16 protein-coding genes are annotated in these 16,456 nt (G+C 71.9%); 7 read left to right on the top strand and 9 right to left on the bottom strand.

Annotated elements, in window-relative coordinates; genetic code table 11:
* Positions 1–64: 64 nt before the first annotated feature.
* Together L7N97_RS27285 and L7N97_RS27280 are read right to left on the bottom strand one after the other, a co-directional pair.
* On the bottom strand, positions 65–826 hold the full coding sequence (locus L7N97_RS27285; RefSeq protein ID WP_428981036.1) for a glycerophosphodiester phosphodiesterase family protein: 762 nt from the start codon (positions 824–826) through the stop codon (positions 65–67).
* The gene (locus L7N97_RS27280; protein WP_237481717.1) at positions 823–1,296 is read right to left on the bottom strand and encodes a RidA family protein; all 474 of its coding nucleotides are present in this window, start codon (positions 1,294–1,296) and stop codon (positions 823–825) included. Before L7N97_RS27280 ends, L7N97_RS27285 begins: the two co-directional genes overlap by 4 nt.
* Before the next feature lie 135 nt (positions 1,297–1,431).
* Between L7N97_RS27280 and L7N97_RS27275 the strand changes: the two genes are divergently transcribed.
* A complete protein-coding gene (locus L7N97_RS27275) occupies positions 1,432–2,256 on the top strand; it encodes a cell envelope integrity EipB family protein (RefSeq protein ID WP_237481715.1) in 825 nt (274 codons plus the stop codon).
* Positions 2,257–2,313: 57 nt separating this feature from the next.
* On the opposite strand, the gene L7N97_RS27270 is transcribed toward L7N97_RS27275, so the two are convergent.
* Positions 2,314–2,610 carry a DUF3572 domain-containing protein gene (locus L7N97_RS27270; RefSeq protein ID WP_237481714.1) on the bottom strand — a complete coding sequence of 99 codons (297 nt, stop codon included), beginning with the start codon at positions 2,608–2,610 and terminating at the stop codon, positions 2,314–2,316.
* A gap of 122 nt (positions 2,611–2,732) precedes the next feature.
* Here L7N97_RS27270 and L7N97_RS27265 point away from each other — a divergent pair, with 122 nt between their 5' ends.
* Together L7N97_RS27265 and L7N97_RS27260 are read left to right on the top strand one after the other, a co-directional pair.
* Entirely contained in the window at positions 2,733–3,104 is a 372-nt protein-coding gene (locus tag L7N97_RS27265; RefSeq protein ID WP_129226709.1) for a response regulator, read from the top strand.
* Positions 3,105–3,114: 10 nt separating this feature from the next.
* Complete coding sequence (locus L7N97_RS27260) at positions 3,115–4,488, top strand: PleD family two-component system response regulator (RefSeq protein ID WP_237481712.1); 1,374 nt, start codon at positions 3,115–3,117, stop codon at positions 4,486–4,488.
* Positions 4,489–4,886: 398 nt separating this feature from the next.
* Here the strand turns inward: L7N97_RS27260 and rpmG are convergent, their stop codons facing one another.
* The 4 genes from rpmG to L7N97_RS27240 form a co-directional block, all read right to left on the bottom strand.
* Complete coding sequence (gene rpmG, locus L7N97_RS27255) at positions 4,887–5,054, bottom strand: 50S ribosomal protein L33 (protein ID WP_129219195.1); 168 nt, start codon at positions 5,052–5,054, stop codon at positions 4,887–4,889.
* A gap of 147 nt (positions 5,055–5,201) precedes the next feature.
* Entirely contained in the window at positions 5,202–7,547 is a 2,346-nt protein-coding gene (rnr, locus tag L7N97_RS27250; RefSeq protein WP_428981035.1) for a ribonuclease R, read from the bottom strand.
* A gap of 191 nt (positions 7,548–7,738) precedes the next feature.
* On the bottom strand, positions 7,739–10,447 hold the full coding sequence (topA, locus tag L7N97_RS27245; RefSeq protein WP_237481711.1) for a type I DNA topoisomerase: 2,709 nt from the start codon (positions 10,445–10,447) through the stop codon (positions 7,739–7,741).
* 155 nt (positions 10,448–10,602) lie between these two features.
* Positions 10,603–11,727 carry an acyltransferase family protein gene (locus L7N97_RS27240; RefSeq protein WP_237481709.1) on the bottom strand — a complete coding sequence of 375 codons (1,125 nt, stop codon included), beginning with the start codon at positions 11,725–11,727 and terminating at the stop codon, positions 10,603–10,605.
* A 108-nt stretch (positions 11,728–11,835) separates the two neighbouring features.
* On the opposite strand from L7N97_RS27240, the gene plsY reads away from it, so the two are divergent.
* Together plsY and dprA are read left to right on the top strand one after the other, a co-directional pair.
* Positions 11,836–12,435, top strand: coding sequence for a glycerol-3-phosphate 1-O-acyltransferase PlsY (gene plsY, locus L7N97_RS27235; protein WP_237481707.1), 600 nt, complete (start codon positions 11,836–11,838; stop codon positions 12,433–12,435).
* On the top strand, positions 12,435–13,646 hold the full coding sequence (gene dprA, locus L7N97_RS27230; protein WP_237481705.1) for a DNA-processing protein DprA: 1,212 nt from the start codon (positions 12,435–12,437) through the stop codon (positions 13,644–13,646). The genes plsY and dprA overlap by 1 nt, the downstream gene beginning before the upstream one ends.
* A 13-nt stretch (positions 13,647–13,659) precedes the next feature.
* Here the strand turns inward: dprA and L7N97_RS27225 are convergent, their stop codons facing one another.
* Together L7N97_RS27225 and ruvX are read right to left on the bottom strand one after the other, a co-directional pair.
* Complete coding sequence (locus L7N97_RS27225) at positions 13,660–13,866, bottom strand: hypothetical protein (RefSeq protein WP_237481698.1); 207 nt, start codon at positions 13,864–13,866, stop codon at positions 13,660–13,662.
* 122 nt (positions 13,867–13,988) lie between these two features.
* Positions 13,989–14,471: a Holliday junction resolvase RuvX gene (gene ruvX, locus L7N97_RS27220; protein ID WP_237481696.1), complete on the bottom strand. Its 483-nt coding sequence runs from the start codon at positions 14,469–14,471 to the stop codon at positions 13,989–13,991.
* Positions 14,472–14,606: 135 nt separating this feature from the next.
* Between ruvX and gatC the strand changes: the two genes are divergently transcribed.
* Entirely contained in the window at positions 14,607–14,894 is a 288-nt protein-coding gene (gene gatC / locus L7N97_RS27215) for an Asp-tRNA(Asn)/Glu-tRNA(Gln) amidotransferase subunit GatC (protein WP_237481694.1), read from the top strand.
* A 48-nt stretch (positions 14,895–14,942) separates the two neighbouring features.
* Entirely contained in the window at positions 14,943–16,448 is a 1,506-nt protein-coding gene (gene gatA / locus L7N97_RS27210) for an Asp-tRNA(Asn)/Glu-tRNA(Gln) amidotransferase subunit GatA (RefSeq protein WP_237481693.1), read from the top strand.
* Positions 16,449–16,456 lie beyond the last annotated feature (8 nt).

Raw genomic sequence — 16,456 nt, 5'->3', positions numbered from 1 at the left:
GGGCGCCGCCTCTCGCATCCGCGAAGGCGGCCTCTCCCTTAAGGTCTTCCTCGCCCGCCGGGCGTCAAGGCGCGAACCCCTCGAACACCATCTGATCCGCCCATCTCGCGGCACGTTGCCGCTGATCGGGCGTCCGCACGGTCCAGCTCATCACCGGCCGCCCCAGCGCGGCGCGGAACAACTGCGGCGCGGCGTGGGGCAGGTCGTGCACGCGCCAGGACAGGAAGTCCGGCCGCGTGTCGCCGACGTGCAACAGCGCCGCGAGCCCGGCGCGCAGGTCGGGCGACAGGTCTGCCCATTCGGGGTCGTCGTAGGAGCCCTCGGCCACGATGCCGAGCGGGTTCGGCAGGCCGCCCGCGCGCAGGTGCGCCACCACCGCGGGGTCGAAGCTCTTGACCGCGAGCGGCCCGGCATAGCCGGCCGCGATCTCGGCCACGCGCTCGGCCAGCCGCATGTCGCCCGAGAAGCGGCTCTTCACCTCGCAGACCAGCGGCACGCGCCCGCCGATGAGCGCCAGCAATTCGCCGAGCGTCGGGATGCGGTCGCCGGCCGCGCCCGACAGCGGGATCTCGGCGAGCTCCGCCGCGCGCCGCCCGGCGACGGGCCCGGAGGCGCCCGTCAGGCGGCCGAGGTCGAAGTCGTGGAACACGACGGCCTCGCCGTCCGCCGTGAGCTGGACGTCGCACTCGATCGCGAAGCCTCGCGCGGCCGCGGCCCGCGCGGCCGCGAGCGAGTTCTCGATGAGACCGGCCGTCCGGTCGTGCAGGCCGCGGTGCGCGATGGGGCGCCGGACCAGCCAGTCCGGCGCGTTCGGGGCGCCGATCACGCGCGGATGCTGAACAGCGCTTCGACCTCGACGGCGCAGCCGAGCGGCAGCGACGCCACGCCGACCGTCGAGCGCGCGTGACGGCCGCGGTCGCCGAGCACCTCGACCATGAGGTCGGAGGCGCCGTTCATGATGAGCGCGAGGTCGGTGAAGTCGGGGGCGGCGTTGATGAAGCCGCCGAGCCGCACGCAGCGCTCGATCCGCTCGAGGTCGCCCAGCGCCGCCTTGGCCTGGGCGAGCAGGTTGATCGCGCAGTTGCGCGCGGCGGCGCGGCCGGCCTCGCCCGGCACGTCGGCGCCGAGCTTGCCCTTGTGGGCTGCGTCGAGCTTGCCGTCGGGGCCGAGCGCGAGCTGGCCCGAGATCACCAGCGTGTCGCGGCCGAGCACGAAGGCCACGTAGTTGGCCACCGGCGCCGCGGCGGGGGGCAGGGTGATGCCGAGTTCGCTCAGCCGCGCTTCGATGGTCGCCATGATGTGTCTCCCCGGCGGCCGTCCGCCGGTCCGCCCGCGGCTCACCGTCTAGGTGAGATCGGCGCCCGGCGCCATCGATCTCAGTTCCGCCACGTCGGGCCGCGATGGTCGGGGCTCGTCCTGGAGCCTGCCCGCGTGAACCGCTTTCCCCTCGCCTGTCTCACCGCCCTCGCCGTCGCGGCCACTGCAGCGGCCCCCGCCCTGGCCGAGGACGCGCCCGTGGTCATGGCGGCGCATCACGCGGTCTACAAGCTGACGCTCAAGACCGCCAAGGGCACCAACGCGCCGGCCTCGGCACAGGGCGGCATCGACTACGACTTCACCGGCTCGGCCTGCGACGGCTACACGACCAACTTCCGCCAGATCGTCGAGATGCAGCCGACGGAGGGGGACTCGAAGCTCAACGACATGACGTCGAACACCTTCGAGAACGACGCCGCCACCGACTATACGTTCAACACCAAGACCTCCGCCGACGACGACACGCCGGACACGGTGGCCGGCAAGGCCCAGCGCGGCCCGGACGGCAAGATCGCGGTCGACGTCAAGACGCCGACGGGCCGCGCCGACTTCGGCGCCGACGTGCTCTTCCCCACCCAGCATCTGCGGCGGATCATCGCCGCGGCGGAGCACGGCGACAAGATCCTGTCGGCCGACATCTTCGACGGCTCCGAGACCGGCAAGAAGCTGTTCCACACGCTGACGGTGATCGGCGCCCCGCTGACCGACACGCCGGACGATCCGGCCGGCCGGACCGAGGCCATGAAGGGCCTGCGCCGCTGGCCCGTGGTGATCAGCTACTTCGAGGACGGCAAGGACCAGCCCGACTACGTGCTGTCCTCCGACCTCTACGAGAACGGCGTGTCGCGCGCGCTGAAGCTCGACTACGGCGACTTCGTGCTGGCCGGCGCCCTCGACCAGCTCACGGTCGCGCCGCCGGCCGGGCCGTGCAAGAAGTGACGCGGCGGGGCGAGCGGCGGCGCGCGGTCGCCTGCTCCCGCCCGATCGCCGTCCGCCTCAGCGGCGCGACAGGCGCTCGTGGGCCTGGACCACGTCTTCGGGGCTGACGCCGATCTCGGCGGCGACGAGCAGCAGCAGCGGCTCGTCGCTCACGACGTGGTCCATGACGCCGAGCAGGAACCCCGGATCGGCGGCCGCCTGCCGGAGGTCGCCGGAGCCGATCCCGGACAGGGCCAGGAAGCGCTCGGCGTGGTCGGGATTGCCCGCGATGAATGTTAAGGCTTGAATGGCAATGAAGTCGGGGTCGACGGCCGGAGCCTTCCGCCGCGATGGACCGGTCGGGCCGTTTCTCATGTTGATGCTTTTCCCGTGCTGGTGTCGTTCACCTTCGGCTAACCCTGGCCGGACGAAGCGAGCCGCCCCCGGCGAGTTTCGCCCGACCCAGGCGCAGGCCTGAAGCCACCGAGGCGCCGAGAATGTCCAAAACGATCCTGATCGTCGAAGACAACGAACTCAACATGAAACTCTTCAGCGACCTGCTGGAGGCCAACGGCTACGCGACCGTGCAGACCCGCAACGGGGTCGAGGCCGTGGGCCTGGCGCGGCAGCACCGGCCCGACCTGATCCTGATGGACATCCAGCTCCCGGAGGTGTCGGGCCTGCAGGTGACGCAGTGGCTGAAGGACGACGACGACCTGCGCGCCATCCCGGTCATCGCCATCACGGCCTTCGCCATGAAGGGCGACGAGGAGAAGATCCGGCAGGGCGGCTGCGAGGCCTACCTGTCGAAGCCCATCTCCGTGGTGAAGTTCCTGGAGACCGTCCGCAACTACCTCGGCGACGCCTGAAGGACCCGACATGACGGCGCGCATCCTGGTCGTCGACGACGTCCTCGCCAACGTGAAGCTGCTCGAAGCGCGGCTGTCGGCCGAGTATTTCGACGTCCGCACCGCCTCGGACGGCATCGAGGCCCTGAACCTGTGCGCCCGCGGCTCCTTCGACGTCGTGCTGTGCGACGTCATGATGCCGGGCATGGACGGTTTCGAGGTCTGCCGCCGCCTCAAGGCCGCCCCCGCCACGGCGCACATCCCCGTGGTGCTGATCACGGCGCTCGACGGCACGGCCGACCGCGTTCGCGGCCTCGAAGCGGGCGCCGACGACTTCCTCACCAAGCCGGTCGACGAGCTGGCGCTGGTGGCCCGCGTGCGCTCGCTCGTCCGGTTCAAGCACGTGGTGGACGAGCTGCGCCGACAGGTCGCCACCTCGGCCACCATCGGCCTGCCGTCGTCGGGCAAGGACGCGCCGCTGGTCGACGAGGGCGGTCGCGGGCGCGTGCTGCTGGTCGAGGACCGCCAGGTGTCGGCCGAGCGGCTGGCCAAGACGCTGTCGGAGTCCCACACGGTCGACCTCGAGGCCGTGGCCGACGACGCGCTGTTCCGCGCCGCCACCGGCGGCTACGACCTCGTGGTGCTGAGCTCGACGCTCAAGGACTACGATTCGCTCCGCGTGTGCAGCCAGCTCCGCTCGCTGGAACGGACCCGCGACCTGCCGATCCTGCTCCTGGCCGAGGGCGAGGACCGCGCGCGGATCGTGCGCGGGCTCGACCTCGGCGTGAACGACTATCTCCTGCGCCCCGTCGACCGGAACGAGCTGATGGCACGCGTGCGCAGCCAGCTCCGCCGCAAGCGCTACGCGGACCGGCTGCGCGAGATCATGCAGGCCTCCCTGCAGATGGCCGTGACGGACCCGCTGACCGGCCTCCACAACCGCCGTTACCTCGAATCGCACCTCGGGGAGCTGATCGACGCGGCCGCCGACGGCGACAAGCCGTTGTCGCTGATGATCCTCGACATCGATCACTTCAAGTCGGTGAACGACACCTTCGGCCACGACGTCGGCGACGAGGTGCTGCGCGGCTTCGCCGAGCGCGTCAGGACGGCCATCCGCGGCGTCGACGTGTTCTGCCGGCTGGGCGGCGAGGAGTTCATCATCGTGATGCCGGACACGTCGCTGGACACCGCCGGGCGCGTGGCCGAGCGCATCCGGCAGACGGTCGGGGGCACCGACTTCCCGATCGACAAGGGCGCGCGGCAGATCGCGGTCACGGTGTCGATCGGGCTCGCCGAGAGGCGCAACGGCCGCGAGGCCGAGGCCATGCTGAAGCGCGCCGACCGCGCGCTGTACCGGTCCAAGGCCGCTGGCCGCAACCGCGTGTCCGCCGACGCCGCCTGACGCATCCGGCCCTGCGCGCGGCTCACATCCTTCGCCGCCTGTCCACCGAACATTTCGACCTTTTCGTCCGGACAGCTTGACAGACGGTGAGATGATGTAAAGGTTTGCCCCGTATTTTCATCAATGTCGCCGGACGGGCTCACAGTCCGGATCGGCGGCAGGGTTCGGACGGCGGAGACGCCGTCCATCGAAACCCTACGGAGTGCTCAGGTCCGCCGCATCTCCTGGGTCCGTGGGGTCGGCCGGTTCGGAAGTGGCTAGAGTGGCCTCCTCGATCGCCACTTCCGACCGGCCACCATCTCGCGATGGCCAACGAAAAAGCCGCCCGGCGACGGGCGGCTTTTTTCATGCGCGGGTGCCCGGATCGCCGGCTCGCGCCGGCGCCCGAACCTCGCGGATCACTTGATCTTGGTTTCCTTGAACTCGACGTGCTTGCGCACGACGGGATCGTACTTCTTGAAGGTGAACTTGTCCGTCTTGGTGCGGGCGTTCTTCTCGGTGACGTAGAAGAAGCCCGTGTCGGCCGTCGACAGCAGCTTGATCTTGATGGTGGCGGCCTTGGCCATGGCGGGTCCTCGCGCGTGCCGCCGCGCGAGGCGACGGGTGATGATACGGAAACAGGAGACCGGCGCCGGCCGTGAGCCACGCTGATCGTCGGCCCGGACACTAGTCGGCCCGGCCGCGATGTCAACCGCGACTCAGGGGCCGATCGGTCAGCGGTGGCGGCGGGAGCGGCGCCAGGGCAGGGGCTCCGACGACGGCCTGCCGGCGGCGCGGTCGGCGCGAGGCCCGTTCCCGCCGCGCCGCGCCCGGCGCTGGCCGCCGCCGACCACCTCGAAGCGCAGGGCGCCGGCCACGGGTGCGACTTCCACCAGCCTCACCTCGATCTCGTCGCCGAGCCGGTAGGTCGTGCCGGTGCGCGTGCCCACCATGGCGCGGCCGGGCTCGTCGAAGGAGAAATACTCGTCGCCGAGGTGCGCGGCCGGCACGAAGCCGTCGGCACCCGTCTCGACGAGGCGCACGAAAAGCCCCGCCTTGGTGACGCCCGACAGGCGCCCCGCGAAGGTCGCGCCGATCTTCTCCGACAGGAAGCCCGCGATGAGCCGGTCGATGGTCTCGCGCTCGGCCGCCATGGCGCGCCGCTCCGCGGCGGAGATGCGCGCCGCCGTCTCGCCGAGCTCCTGTGGCGTCGTGTCGGGCAGCCCGTCGGAGCCGAGGCCTAGCGCGCGGATCAGCGCGCGATGCACCACGAGATCGGCGTAGCGGCGGATCGGCGACGTGAAGTGGGCGTAGCGGCGCAGGTTGAGGCCGAAATGCCCGTAGTTCTCCACGGCATATTCGGCCTGGGCCTGCGATCGCAGCACCACCTCGTTCACGAGGTGCTCGTGTTCCGTGTCCTTGACCCGCCCGAGGATGCCGTTGAACTGCGCCGGCCGGAGCACCTGCCCCTTGGCGAGCTTGATGCCGATGGTCTGCAGGAACTCGGACAGGGCGTTGAGCTTGGTCAGCGACGGCTCGTCGTGCACCCGATAGACCAGCACCTGGCGCTTGTCCTCCAGCGTCTCGGCCGCGGCGACGTTGGCGAGGATCATGAACTCCTCGATCAGCCGGTGCGAGTCGAGGCGCTCGGGCACCGCCACGCGGTCGACCGTGCCGTCGCGGTTCAGCACGAGCTTGCGCTCGGGCAGGTCGAGGTCGAGCGGCGAGCGGCCCTCCCGCGCGCGGTGGGCCAGGCGATAGGCCTCCCACAGCGGCCGCAGCACGGGGTCGAGCAGGGGCGCGGTCGCGTCGTCGACCGTGCCGTCGATCGCCGCCTGCGCCTGGGCGTAGGACAATTTGGCGGCCGAGCGGATCATCACGCGATGGAACGAGTGGCGGCGCTTCTCGCCGTCGGCCGAGAGCACGAGGCGCACCGCCAGCGCGGGCCGGTCGACGCCGGGCCGTAGCGAGCCGAGGTCGGTCGACACGCGCTCGGGCAGCATCGGCACGACGCGGTCGGGGAAGTAGACGGAATTGCCGCGGTCGACGGCCTCGCGGTCCATCGCGGAGCCGGGCGCGACCAGCGACGCGACGTCGGCGATCGCCACCGTGACCACCATGCCGCCGGGGTTGTCGGCCGCGTCGTCCATGGCCGCGTGGACGGCGTCGTCGTGGTCCTTGGCGTCGGGCGGGTCGATGGTGATCAGGGGCAGGGCGCGCCAGTCCTCGCGGCCGGCGAGGCCGGGCGCCTCGACGCGCCCCGCCTCCGCCAGCGTCTCGGGCCGGAACACGTGCGGGATGCCGTGGGTCAGGATCGCGATGGTGCTGACCGCGCGCTCGCCCTTGAGCGAGCCCAGCCGCTCCGCGACGCGCACCGACTGCAACCCCAGCACGCGCTGACGGCCGATCGGCTCGATGGCGACGAGCTCGCCATCCTCGGCGCCGGCCAGCTCCTCCTCGGGCAGGAAATACTCCTCCGAGGCGTTCTTCTTGTCGACGGCCTGGACGCGGGCGCCGTTGTGGCGGCCGGAGCCGTCGCGGTCGAGCCGCACGACGCCGAGCAGGCGGGCGCGGTCGCGCGCGATCATCTTGACCACGCGGCCGGTCAGCGCGGGGTCGTCCGGCCCGGCGTCGGCGGTCGGCTCCAGGCGGAGCAGGGCGCGCTCGCCGACCCCCGGCACGGCGCGGCCCGGCCGGTGCAGCTTCGGCACGTGGACCAGGATGCGCGGCGCGGGGCCCTGCTCGGGCGGCCAGTCGATCGGCCTGGCGACGAGGTCGCCGTCGCGGTCGCGGGACACGATGTCGGCCACCACCATGGCGGGCAGGGCGCCGGCCGCCGCCTCGCCGCGCTTGGCGGAGCGGCGGCGCCCGATCTGCCCCTCCTCCTCCAGTTCGCGCAGCATGCGCTTGAGCGCGATCCGGTCGGACCCCTTGATGTTGAAGGCGCGCGCCACCTCGCGCTTGCGGCTCTTCACCACCGACCCCTTACCCTCGGCGATGAGGGCGGCCTCGCGGGCCATGAAGGCCAGGATCTCGGCCTTGGAGGGCAGGGCGGAGACCGTCTTGTCGTTTTTGGGCATTCGGCTCGGGTGTTCCGGAGGTCGTCGCCCCCAAAGATAGGTGCGGCGGACCGCGAAGGCGAGCCGGCCGCGATGGCGGGTCGCGGGGCGGCTCCGCCCCGACCGCCCTCCCTCGCCAGCCCTCCTGTCCCGCACGGGGAGGGCACGGCGCCCCGACGTCGCGGACCGGGGGCCGCGCGAGGGCGCCGGCGTCAGGCCGTCTTCTTGGCCCGGGGTGCCGCGGCGGCCTTGGGCTTCGGCGAGGCCTTCTCGGCCTTGGGCGCCGCAGCCTTCTTCGCCGGCTTCGCGGGCGCTTCCGGGTCCGCAGCATCGGCCTTGGTGGCCTTCGCCTTGGCGGTCTTCGGCTTCGCGGCCGCCTTGCGGGCCGGCGCCTTCTTGCCCGGCGACAGGCCGGTCTGCTCCGCCTTGGCGGCGATCATCCGCAGCGCGTCCTCCAGCGTCAGCGTCGCCGGGTCGGTGCCCTTGGGCAGCGTGGCGTTGACCTTGCCGGCGTTGACGTAGGGGCCGAAACGCCCGTCGCGGACCGTCACGGGCCCGCCGTCCGGGTGCTCGCCCAGCACGGTGCCGGCCGGCGCGCCGCCCCCGCGCCGGCCGCCGCGCCCCTCCTCCTTGGCGACCACGAGGTCGATCGCGCGGTTGGCGCCGATCCTCAGCACGTCGTCGTCGTCGGCGAGGTTCGCGTAGGTCTTGCCGTGCTGGACGTAGGGGCCGTAGCGGCCGATGCCGGCCAGGATGGGCTCGCCGGTGGCCGGGTGCTTGGCCACCTCGCGTGGCAGCGACAGAAGCGCCAGCGCGGCCTCCATGTCGACGTCGGCCGGCTTTATGCCCTTGGGCAGCGAGGAGCGCTTCGGCTTCTCGCCCTCGCCGAGTTGCAGGTAGGGGCCGAACCGGCCGTCGCGCAGCGTCACCTCCAGGCCCGATTCGAGGTCAGTGCCGAGCAGGCGCTGGCCGGGCTTCTCCGCGTCGCCGATCGGCGGCGCGTCGGGATCCGACGACAGGGTGCGGGTGAACTTGCACTCGGGGTAGTTCGAGCAGCCCACGAAGGAGCCGAACTTGCCGAGCTTGAGCGACAGGCGTCCCGCGCCGCACACCGGACAGGCCCGCGGGTCGGAGCCGTCCTCCTTCGGCGGGAACACCAGCGGCGCCAGTACCTCGTTGAGGTTGTCCAGCACCTCGGTGGTGCGCAGCTCCTTGGTCTCGCCGATGGCGGCCGAGAAGTCGCGCCAGAAATCGCGCAGGATCTGGCGCCAGTCGACCTCGTCGTTGGACACGCGATCGAGGCTCTCCTCCAGCCCCGCCGTGAAGTCGTAGTCGACCCAGCGCTCGAAAAAGGATTCGAGGAAGGCCGTCACCAGCCGCCCCTTGTCCTCCGGCACGAGCTTCTTCTTGTCGAGGCGGACGTATTCGCGGTCGCGCAGGGTCGCCAGCGTGGCCGAGTAGGTGGACGGACGGCCGATGCCGAGGTCCTCCATCTTTTTGATGAGGGCGTCCTCGGAGTAGCGCGGCGGCGGCTCGGTGAAGTGCTGGTCGGCGTCGACCTTGTCGCGGCCGAGCGACTCGCCGCCCGCCATTGCGGGCAGCTTGCCCTCCTGGTCCTCGTCATCGTCGTCGACGCCGTAGAGCACGAGGAAGCCGTCGAAGCGGACCACCTGGCCGGTGGCGCGCAGCTCGAACCGGCGCCCGCCGCTCTCGGCCAGGATGTCGACGGTCGTGCGCTCCAGCTCGGCCGATTCCATCTGGCTCGCCACCGTGCGCTTCCAGATCAGCTCGTAGAGCCTCTGCTGCTCGGCATCGAGGTAAGGCGCCATGTCGCGCGGCAGGCGCGACAGGTCGGTCGGGCGCACGGCCTCGTGCGCCTCCTGGGCGTTCTTGGCCTTGACGCTGTACTTGCGCGGCGCGCCGGGAAGGTAGCGCTCGCCGTAGTTGTCGCCGATCACGCGGCGCACCCCCGCGATGGCCTCGGGCGCCATGTCGATGCCGTCGGTCCGCATGTAGGTGATGAGGCCGGTGGTCTCGCCCTTGATGGTCACGCCCTCGTAGAGCTTCTGGGCGATCTGCATGGTGCGGGCCGGCGACAGGCCGAGCTTGCGCGACGCGTCCTGCTGCAGGGTCGAGGTGCGGAACGGCGGCTGCGGGTGGCGCTTGACCGGCTTGGCCTCGACGGCCGTCACGGAATAGCGCGCCGCCTCCAGCGCGGCCCGCAGCGCCTGCGCCTCCTCGCCGTTTCCGATGTCGAGCCGCGTGATCTTGCGCCCGTCGGCGCCGACGAGCCGCGCCTCGAAGGCGACGTTGGCGGCCGTGCGTAGGTGGGCGACGAGCGACCAGTATTCCCTCTTCTTGAACTCCTCGATCTCGCGCTCGCGGGCGCAGACGAGCCGCAGCGTCACCGACTGGACGCGGCCGGCCGAGCGCGAGCCCGGCAGCTTGCGCCACAGCACCGGCGACAGGTTGAAGCCGACGAGGTAGTCGAGCGCGCGCCGCGCCAGGTAGGCGTCGACCAGCGGCTGGTCGAGCTCGCGCGGGTGCAGCATCGCGTCCCGCACCGCGGACTTCGTGATGGCGTTGAAGGTGACGCGCTCGACCTTCTTGTCCTTCAGCACCTTGCGGGCGCGCAGCACCTCCAGCACGTGCCAGGAGATGGCCTCGCCCTCGCGGTCCGGGTCGGTCGCCAGGATCACCCTGTCCGAGCCCTTCACGGCGCGGACGATGTCGCTCATGTGCTTGGTCGACTTGTCGCCGACCTCCCACAGCATGGCGAAGTCCTGCTCGGGGTCGACGGAGCCGTCCTTGGCGGGCAGGTCGCGCACGTGGCCGAAGGAGGCCAGCACCTCGTAATCCTTGCCGAGATAGCCGTTGATGGTCTTCGCTTTCGCCGGGGACTCGACGATGACGACGTTCATGGATGGGTGATCCTCGGTGAACCGGGGCGGGCCGTCGCGGGGACGGGAGGGGCAGGGCGGCGGGGTGCGGCGGAAAATGGGGGAGGGGTCCGGCCAAGTCAAACGGGGTCGGCGGCGCCCGCCCGTGCAGCCGGCGGTCGTGATCCGCCGGTCCTTCAGTTCCGGCGCGCTGCTCCCGCGGCCGAATCGGGCAGGATGGGCCGCACGACCCGCCCTGCGAGGCTGCGGCGCTGCAGCGCCTCGGTCATCGGCCGCTCGACGAAGCGGTGCAGGGCCAGGGCGCCGAGGACCGCGGCCGCGCAGGCCGACGCGAGGAACAGGACCGGCGGCGCGCCGGCCGGTATCGCGGCCGTCCAGGCGACGCCGAGGAGCCTCACCGCGAAGGGGTGCGACAGGTACAGGCTGTAGGACGCGTCCCCGATCAGGGCGAGGGCGGCGACGGCCGACGCTCCGCGCCAGCGCGGCCCGAGCACGCAGCCGGCGACGATCAGGGCCGCGGGCACCCCCTCCCTGAGGGCGGGGCCGAGCGCGTCGAACCGCCCCGTCCAGGGCCCGAGCGCCACGGCCGCACCGACGCCGGCGCCGACCACGGCCGCCGCCGCCCTGGGGCGGAGATGCACCCCGCGCTCCGCCGCGAGCCCGACGCCGAGGCCGAGCAGGAACTCCAGCAGCAGCCCGTCCGTCCACACGGCCGCCGCTGCGAAGGGCGGGGCGACGAGGCGGCCCAGCGCCACCAGGGCCACGAGCGCCAGCGCCAGCGCGGGCAGGGCTGCGCGGCGCGGCAGCACCATGGCGAGCGCGAACAGGACGTAGAAGAACATCTCGTAGTCGAGCGTCCAGCCCTGCCCCAGCACCGGGTTGAGGGTGCCGTCCCCCCGCGCGACGGGGATGAAGAGGTAGCTGCCCGCCACCCAGGCGGCCCCGCCCGACGCGCCGTTCAAGAGGTGCGGCGAGGCCGCGGCGACCAGAAGGGTCGCGCTCGTGAGAAGCCAGTAGAGGGGGACCACGCGCACCACGCGCCGCGCCATGAACACGAGCGCCCCCCGGCCCGAGCCGAAGCCGCGCGCGGTGAGCAGCATGATGAAGCCGGAGATGACGAAGAACAGGTGGACCCCGAAGCCGAGGTCGAAGAAGCGGTCGAGGCCGAACGCCCCGTCGGTCGCGCGCAGGTCGGCCTCGTGGCCGGCGTGATGCAGCAACACCATCAACGCCGCCGCGGCCCGCAGCACCTGGAGCGACACGAGCGGCGACGGCCGGACGGGTGGGGGGGCGGCCGTCATGGGGTGGGGTTGGGCCTCCGCGGGCAGGCCGGGGACAGGTCCGGTCGCGCGTTGCCGTAGCGCGCTTTGATCCATAAGATCCAGGCTCGATGGTGGCGGGACGATGCGATGAACGAGCCGGGTCTGGGTGAAATCGCGGCGCTGGCGCTCGGCTACGGCCTGGGTTCGATCCCTTTCGGCCTCCTCATCACGCGCGTCGCCGGGACCGCGGACCTCCGCTCCATCGGCTCGGGCAACATCGGCGCCACGAACGTGCTGCGCACCGGGCGCAAGGACCTCGCCGCCCTGACCCTGGTGCTCGACGCGCTGAAGGGCACCGCGGCCGTCCTGCTGGCGCGCTGGCTGTTCGGCGACGCCGCCGCGGTCTTCGCCGGGGTGGCGGCCTTCCTCGGCCACATCTATCCGGTCTGGCTGAAGTTCAGCGGCGGCAAGGGCGTGGCGACCTATCTCGGGTGCCTCATCGGCCTGTGGTGGCCGGGCGCTCTCGCCTTCGCGGTCGTGTGGCTCGCCATGGCCTTCGCGACGCGCCTGTCGTCGGCGGCGGCGCTGGTCGGTTCGATCGCGGCTCCGCTGCTGTTCTTCTCCACGGGGCGGATCACCGACGGCATCGCCTTCGCGCTGATGACCCTGGTGCTGTGGTGGAAGCACCGCGCCAACCTGCAGCGCCTCATGCAGGGCACGGAGAGCCGCATCGGGGCCAAGGCCTGATGGAGGGCGGGCGCGACCTGTCCGACGCGGAGAAGCTGGATTGGCTCCGGCTGACCCGCTCGGAGAACGTCGGCCCGCGCACCTTCGCCAAGCTCCTCCAGCGCTACGGGACCGCCGGCGCCGCGCTGGACGCGCTGCCGGCCCTGGCCAGGAAGGCCGCCGCCCGGCCGATCCGCATCTTTTCGGCGGCCGACGCCGAGGCCGAGTGGAACCGGGCCCGCAAGCTCAACATCCGCTTCGTCGCCTCCTGCGAGCCCGCCTACCCGCCCGCGCTCCGCGCGATCGACGCCCCGCCGCCCGTGCTCGCCGTCGCGGGGCAGGTCGACGTCCTGTCGCGGCCGACCGTCGGCATCGTGGGGTCGCGCAACGCTTCCGCGTCCGGCCTCGTCTTCACCGAAAGGCTGGCGCGAGGCCTCGCCGCCGCGGGCTACGTCGTCGCCTCCGGCCTGGCCCGCGGCATCGACGTGAAGGCCCATATGGCCAGCATCGACTCCGGCACGGTGGCGGTCCTCGCGGGAGGCCACGACCACATCTACCCGGCCGAGCACGAGGGGCTGGCACGCCGCATCTGCGAGCGCGGTGCCCTGATCTCCGAGATGCCGCTCGGCTGGGAGCCTCGCGCGCGCGAGTTCCCGCGCCGCAACCGCATCGTGTCGGGCCTGAGCCTCGGCGTGGTCGTGGTCGAGGCGAGCCGGCGCTCGGGCTCGCTCATCACCGCACGTTTCGCCAACGAGCAGGGGCGCGAGGTGTTCGCCGTGCCGGGATCGCCGCTCGACGCGCGGGCGGACGGCACCAACGACCTGATCCGCCAGGGCGCCACGCTCTGCACCTCCGCCGAGGACGTGATCGCCGCGCTGGCGCCGCGGCGGGACGGCACCCCGTCGGACGCGCTGGGAGAGGCTCCCCGCTTCGAGCCCGAAAGCGAACCGCTCTGGGACGAACTCGACCTGTTCGACGAGGGCCTGCCCGATCAGGCCAACCCCGTCCCCCCGCGGAGTTTCGCCGAGGACGCGCCCGTTCCGCCGGCCCGGCCCGAGGGGGCGACGGCCCGCGTCGCGGAGCTGCTCGGCCCCGCGCCGGTGTCGATCGACGAACTCATCCGCGCATCGGGGCTGGCCCCCTGCGTCGTCCAGGCGGCGCTCGTCGAGCTCGAGATCGACGGCATCGCGCAGAGGCACGACGGCAACCGCGTGGCGCGGCGCTCGCGTTAGCGCTCCTCCGGCTTCAGTCCGGGAGTTCCTTGGCCGTCCTCTCCGATTCGAGCCGCGCCATGTCGAGGAGATAGGTGATCGTGCGGAGCCGATGCCGCGTCGCGAGCTGCCGCAACCCCACGCACATCTCGGCGACGTAGAGGCAGATCTGCTTGTCGCTGGGCGAATAGGGCGGTTGTTTCGTCGGGTCGAACGGTGGATGGCCGGAGGTGGAGCTCAACGCGATGCGCCTTCTGGTTGCTATCGATCCGAAACGATCGCGCTTTCGGACACGCAACCCATAAGTGCTGATTTCTCGCAATTCAACCCGTATTTCGACATGCTCAAGCGGAGGAATCGCGTTCAAGTTGTGCCGCGCGCGATCCTGGAAAGGCGGTCGAGCACGCCCTGGAGGATGTAGGCAGCGGCCATGCGGTCCACGACCTCGGCGCGCCGGGCCCGCGACGCGTCCTGGTCGATGAGGGCCCGGGTGACGGCGGCGGTGGACAGGCGCTCGTCCCAGAAGACGAAGGGGAGCTTCAGGATCGGATGGGCTTGGCGCACGAAGGCGCGGGTCGACTGCACCCGCGGTCCCTCGGACCCGTCCATGTTGAGCGGCAGCCCGATCACCAGGGCCGCGACGGCGTTGTCGGCGAGGATCTGCCCGAGGTCCGCCACGTCGCGCGTGAACTTGGTCCGGCGGATGGTGCGGAACGGCGACGCGATGCGGCGCTCGACGTCGGACATCGCGAGGCCGATCGTCTTGGTCCCGAGGTCGAGTCCGATCAGCCTCTGGTTGCGGCCGAGCAGGGGCGGCAGATCCGCGATGTCGACGGTGGCGCTCATGGCGGGGTCCTTCACGCGGCGGCCCGGCGCCGCCCACCGAAGTCCTATCCGGATGCCGTCCGGGCGTCCTCGTTGATTCCCGCCGCGGCGCGATGATAGAACCCGCCGCTGATCTCCCCCAGCCGCGGAACCAGCATGTCCATCGATCAGGCGACCGTCCGGCGCGTCGCCCAACTCGCCCGCATCACGCTCGCGGAGGGCGAGGTCGAGCACCTGCGTGGCGAGCTCAACGCGATCCTGTCCTTCGTCGCGGAGCTCGACGGCGTCGACGTCGCGGGCGTCGAGCCGATGACCTCCGTCCTGCCGATGCAGCTCCGCCGCCGTCCCGACGCGGTGACGGACGGCGGCATCGCCGCCGCGGTCGTGGCCAACGCGGCCGCGAGCGAGGACAACCTCTTCGCCGTCCCCAAGGTCATCGAATAGGCCGGCGCCGTCCCCGCCGCCGCACCCGCCGCTTCAGCCCGAGTCTCCATGTCCGATCTCACCAGCCTGACCCTCGCCGAGGCGCGCGACGCCGTCAGGTCGAAGAGCCTGTCCTCGCGCGAGTTGACCGAGGCACACCTCGCCGCCATGGCGGCCGCCCGGCCGCTCAACGCCTTTATCACCGAGACGCCCGAGCGCGCGCTCGCCATGGCCGAGGCCGCCGACGGCCGGATCGCCCGCGGCGAAGCCGGCCCGCTCGAGGGGCTGCCGCTCGGCGTCAAGGACCTCTACTGCACGGAGGGCGTTCAGACCACGGCGGGCAGCCGCATCCTCGAAGGCTTCGTGCCGGGCTACGAGTCGACCGTGTCGTCCCAGCTGTGGCGCGACGGCGCCGTGATGCTCGGCAAGCTCAACCTCGACGAATTCGCCATGGGCTCGTCGAACGAGACCTCCCACTACGGAGCCGCCGTGTCGCCCTGGCGCCGGCCGGGCTCCAACGCGGCGCTGGTGCCGGGCGGCTCGTCGGGCGGCTCGGCCGCGGCCGTCGCGGCGCGGCTCTGCCTCGGCGCCACCGCCACCGACACGGGCGGCTCCATCCGCCAGCCCGCGGCCTTCACCGGCACGGTCGGCATCAAGCCCACTTACGGCCGCTGCTCGCGCTGGGGCGTCGTCGCCTTCGCGTCCTCGCTGGACCAGGCCGGGCCGATCACCCGCACGGTGCGCGACGCCGCCATCCTGCTGCGCTCCATGGCGGGCCACGACCCGAAGGATTCGACCTCCGTCGACGTCGCGGTGCCGGACTATGAAACCGCCGTCGGCTCTTCCGTCGCGGGCAAGACGATCGGCATCCCGCGGGAATACCGCATCGACGGCATGCCGGCCGAGATCGACGCGCTGTGGGCCGAAGGTGTCGCTTGGCTGAAGGCGGCAGGCGTCAAGGTGGTGGACATCGCCCTGCCGCACACGCGCTACGCATTGCCGGCCTATTACATCGTGGCGCCCGCGGAGGCGTCCTCGAACCTCGCCCGCTACGACGGCGTCCGCTACGGCCTGCGCGTGCCGGGCCGCGACATCGCCGAGATGTACGGCAACACCCGGGCTGCCGGCTTCGGCCCGGAGGTGCGCCGCCGCATCATGATCGGCACCTACGTGCTCTCGGCCGGCTACTACGACGCCTATTACCTCAAGGCGCAGAAGATCCGCACGCTGGTGCGGCAGGACTTCGAGAATGCCTTCGAGGGCGGCGTCGACGCGATCCTGACGCCGGCCACGCCCTCGGCCGCCTTCGCGGTGGGGGAGAAGACCGGCGACGACCCGATCGCGATGTACCTCAACGACGCCTTCACGGTGACGGTGAACATGGCGGGCCTGCCGGGGATCTCGGTGCCGGCGGGACGCTCCGCCGATGGCCTGCCGCTGGGGCTCCAGCTCATCGGCCGCCCCTTCGACGAGGCGACGCTGTTCGCGCTCGCCGAGGTAATCGAACGCTCCGCGCCGAAGATCGAACTCCCGTCCGACTGGTGGTCCGCCACCGCCTCCGCCCCGACCCGATAGGCCGCCCC

Origin of the sequence: Lichenibacterium dinghuense, assembly GCF_021730615.1 — a bacterium.
Lineage (GTDB): Bacteria > Pseudomonadota > Alphaproteobacteria > Rhizobiales > Beijerinckiaceae > Lichenihabitans > Lichenihabitans dinghuensis.
Note: the sequence above shows the minus strand (reverse complement) of the source record. Positions and strands in the feature narration are given on the sequence as shown.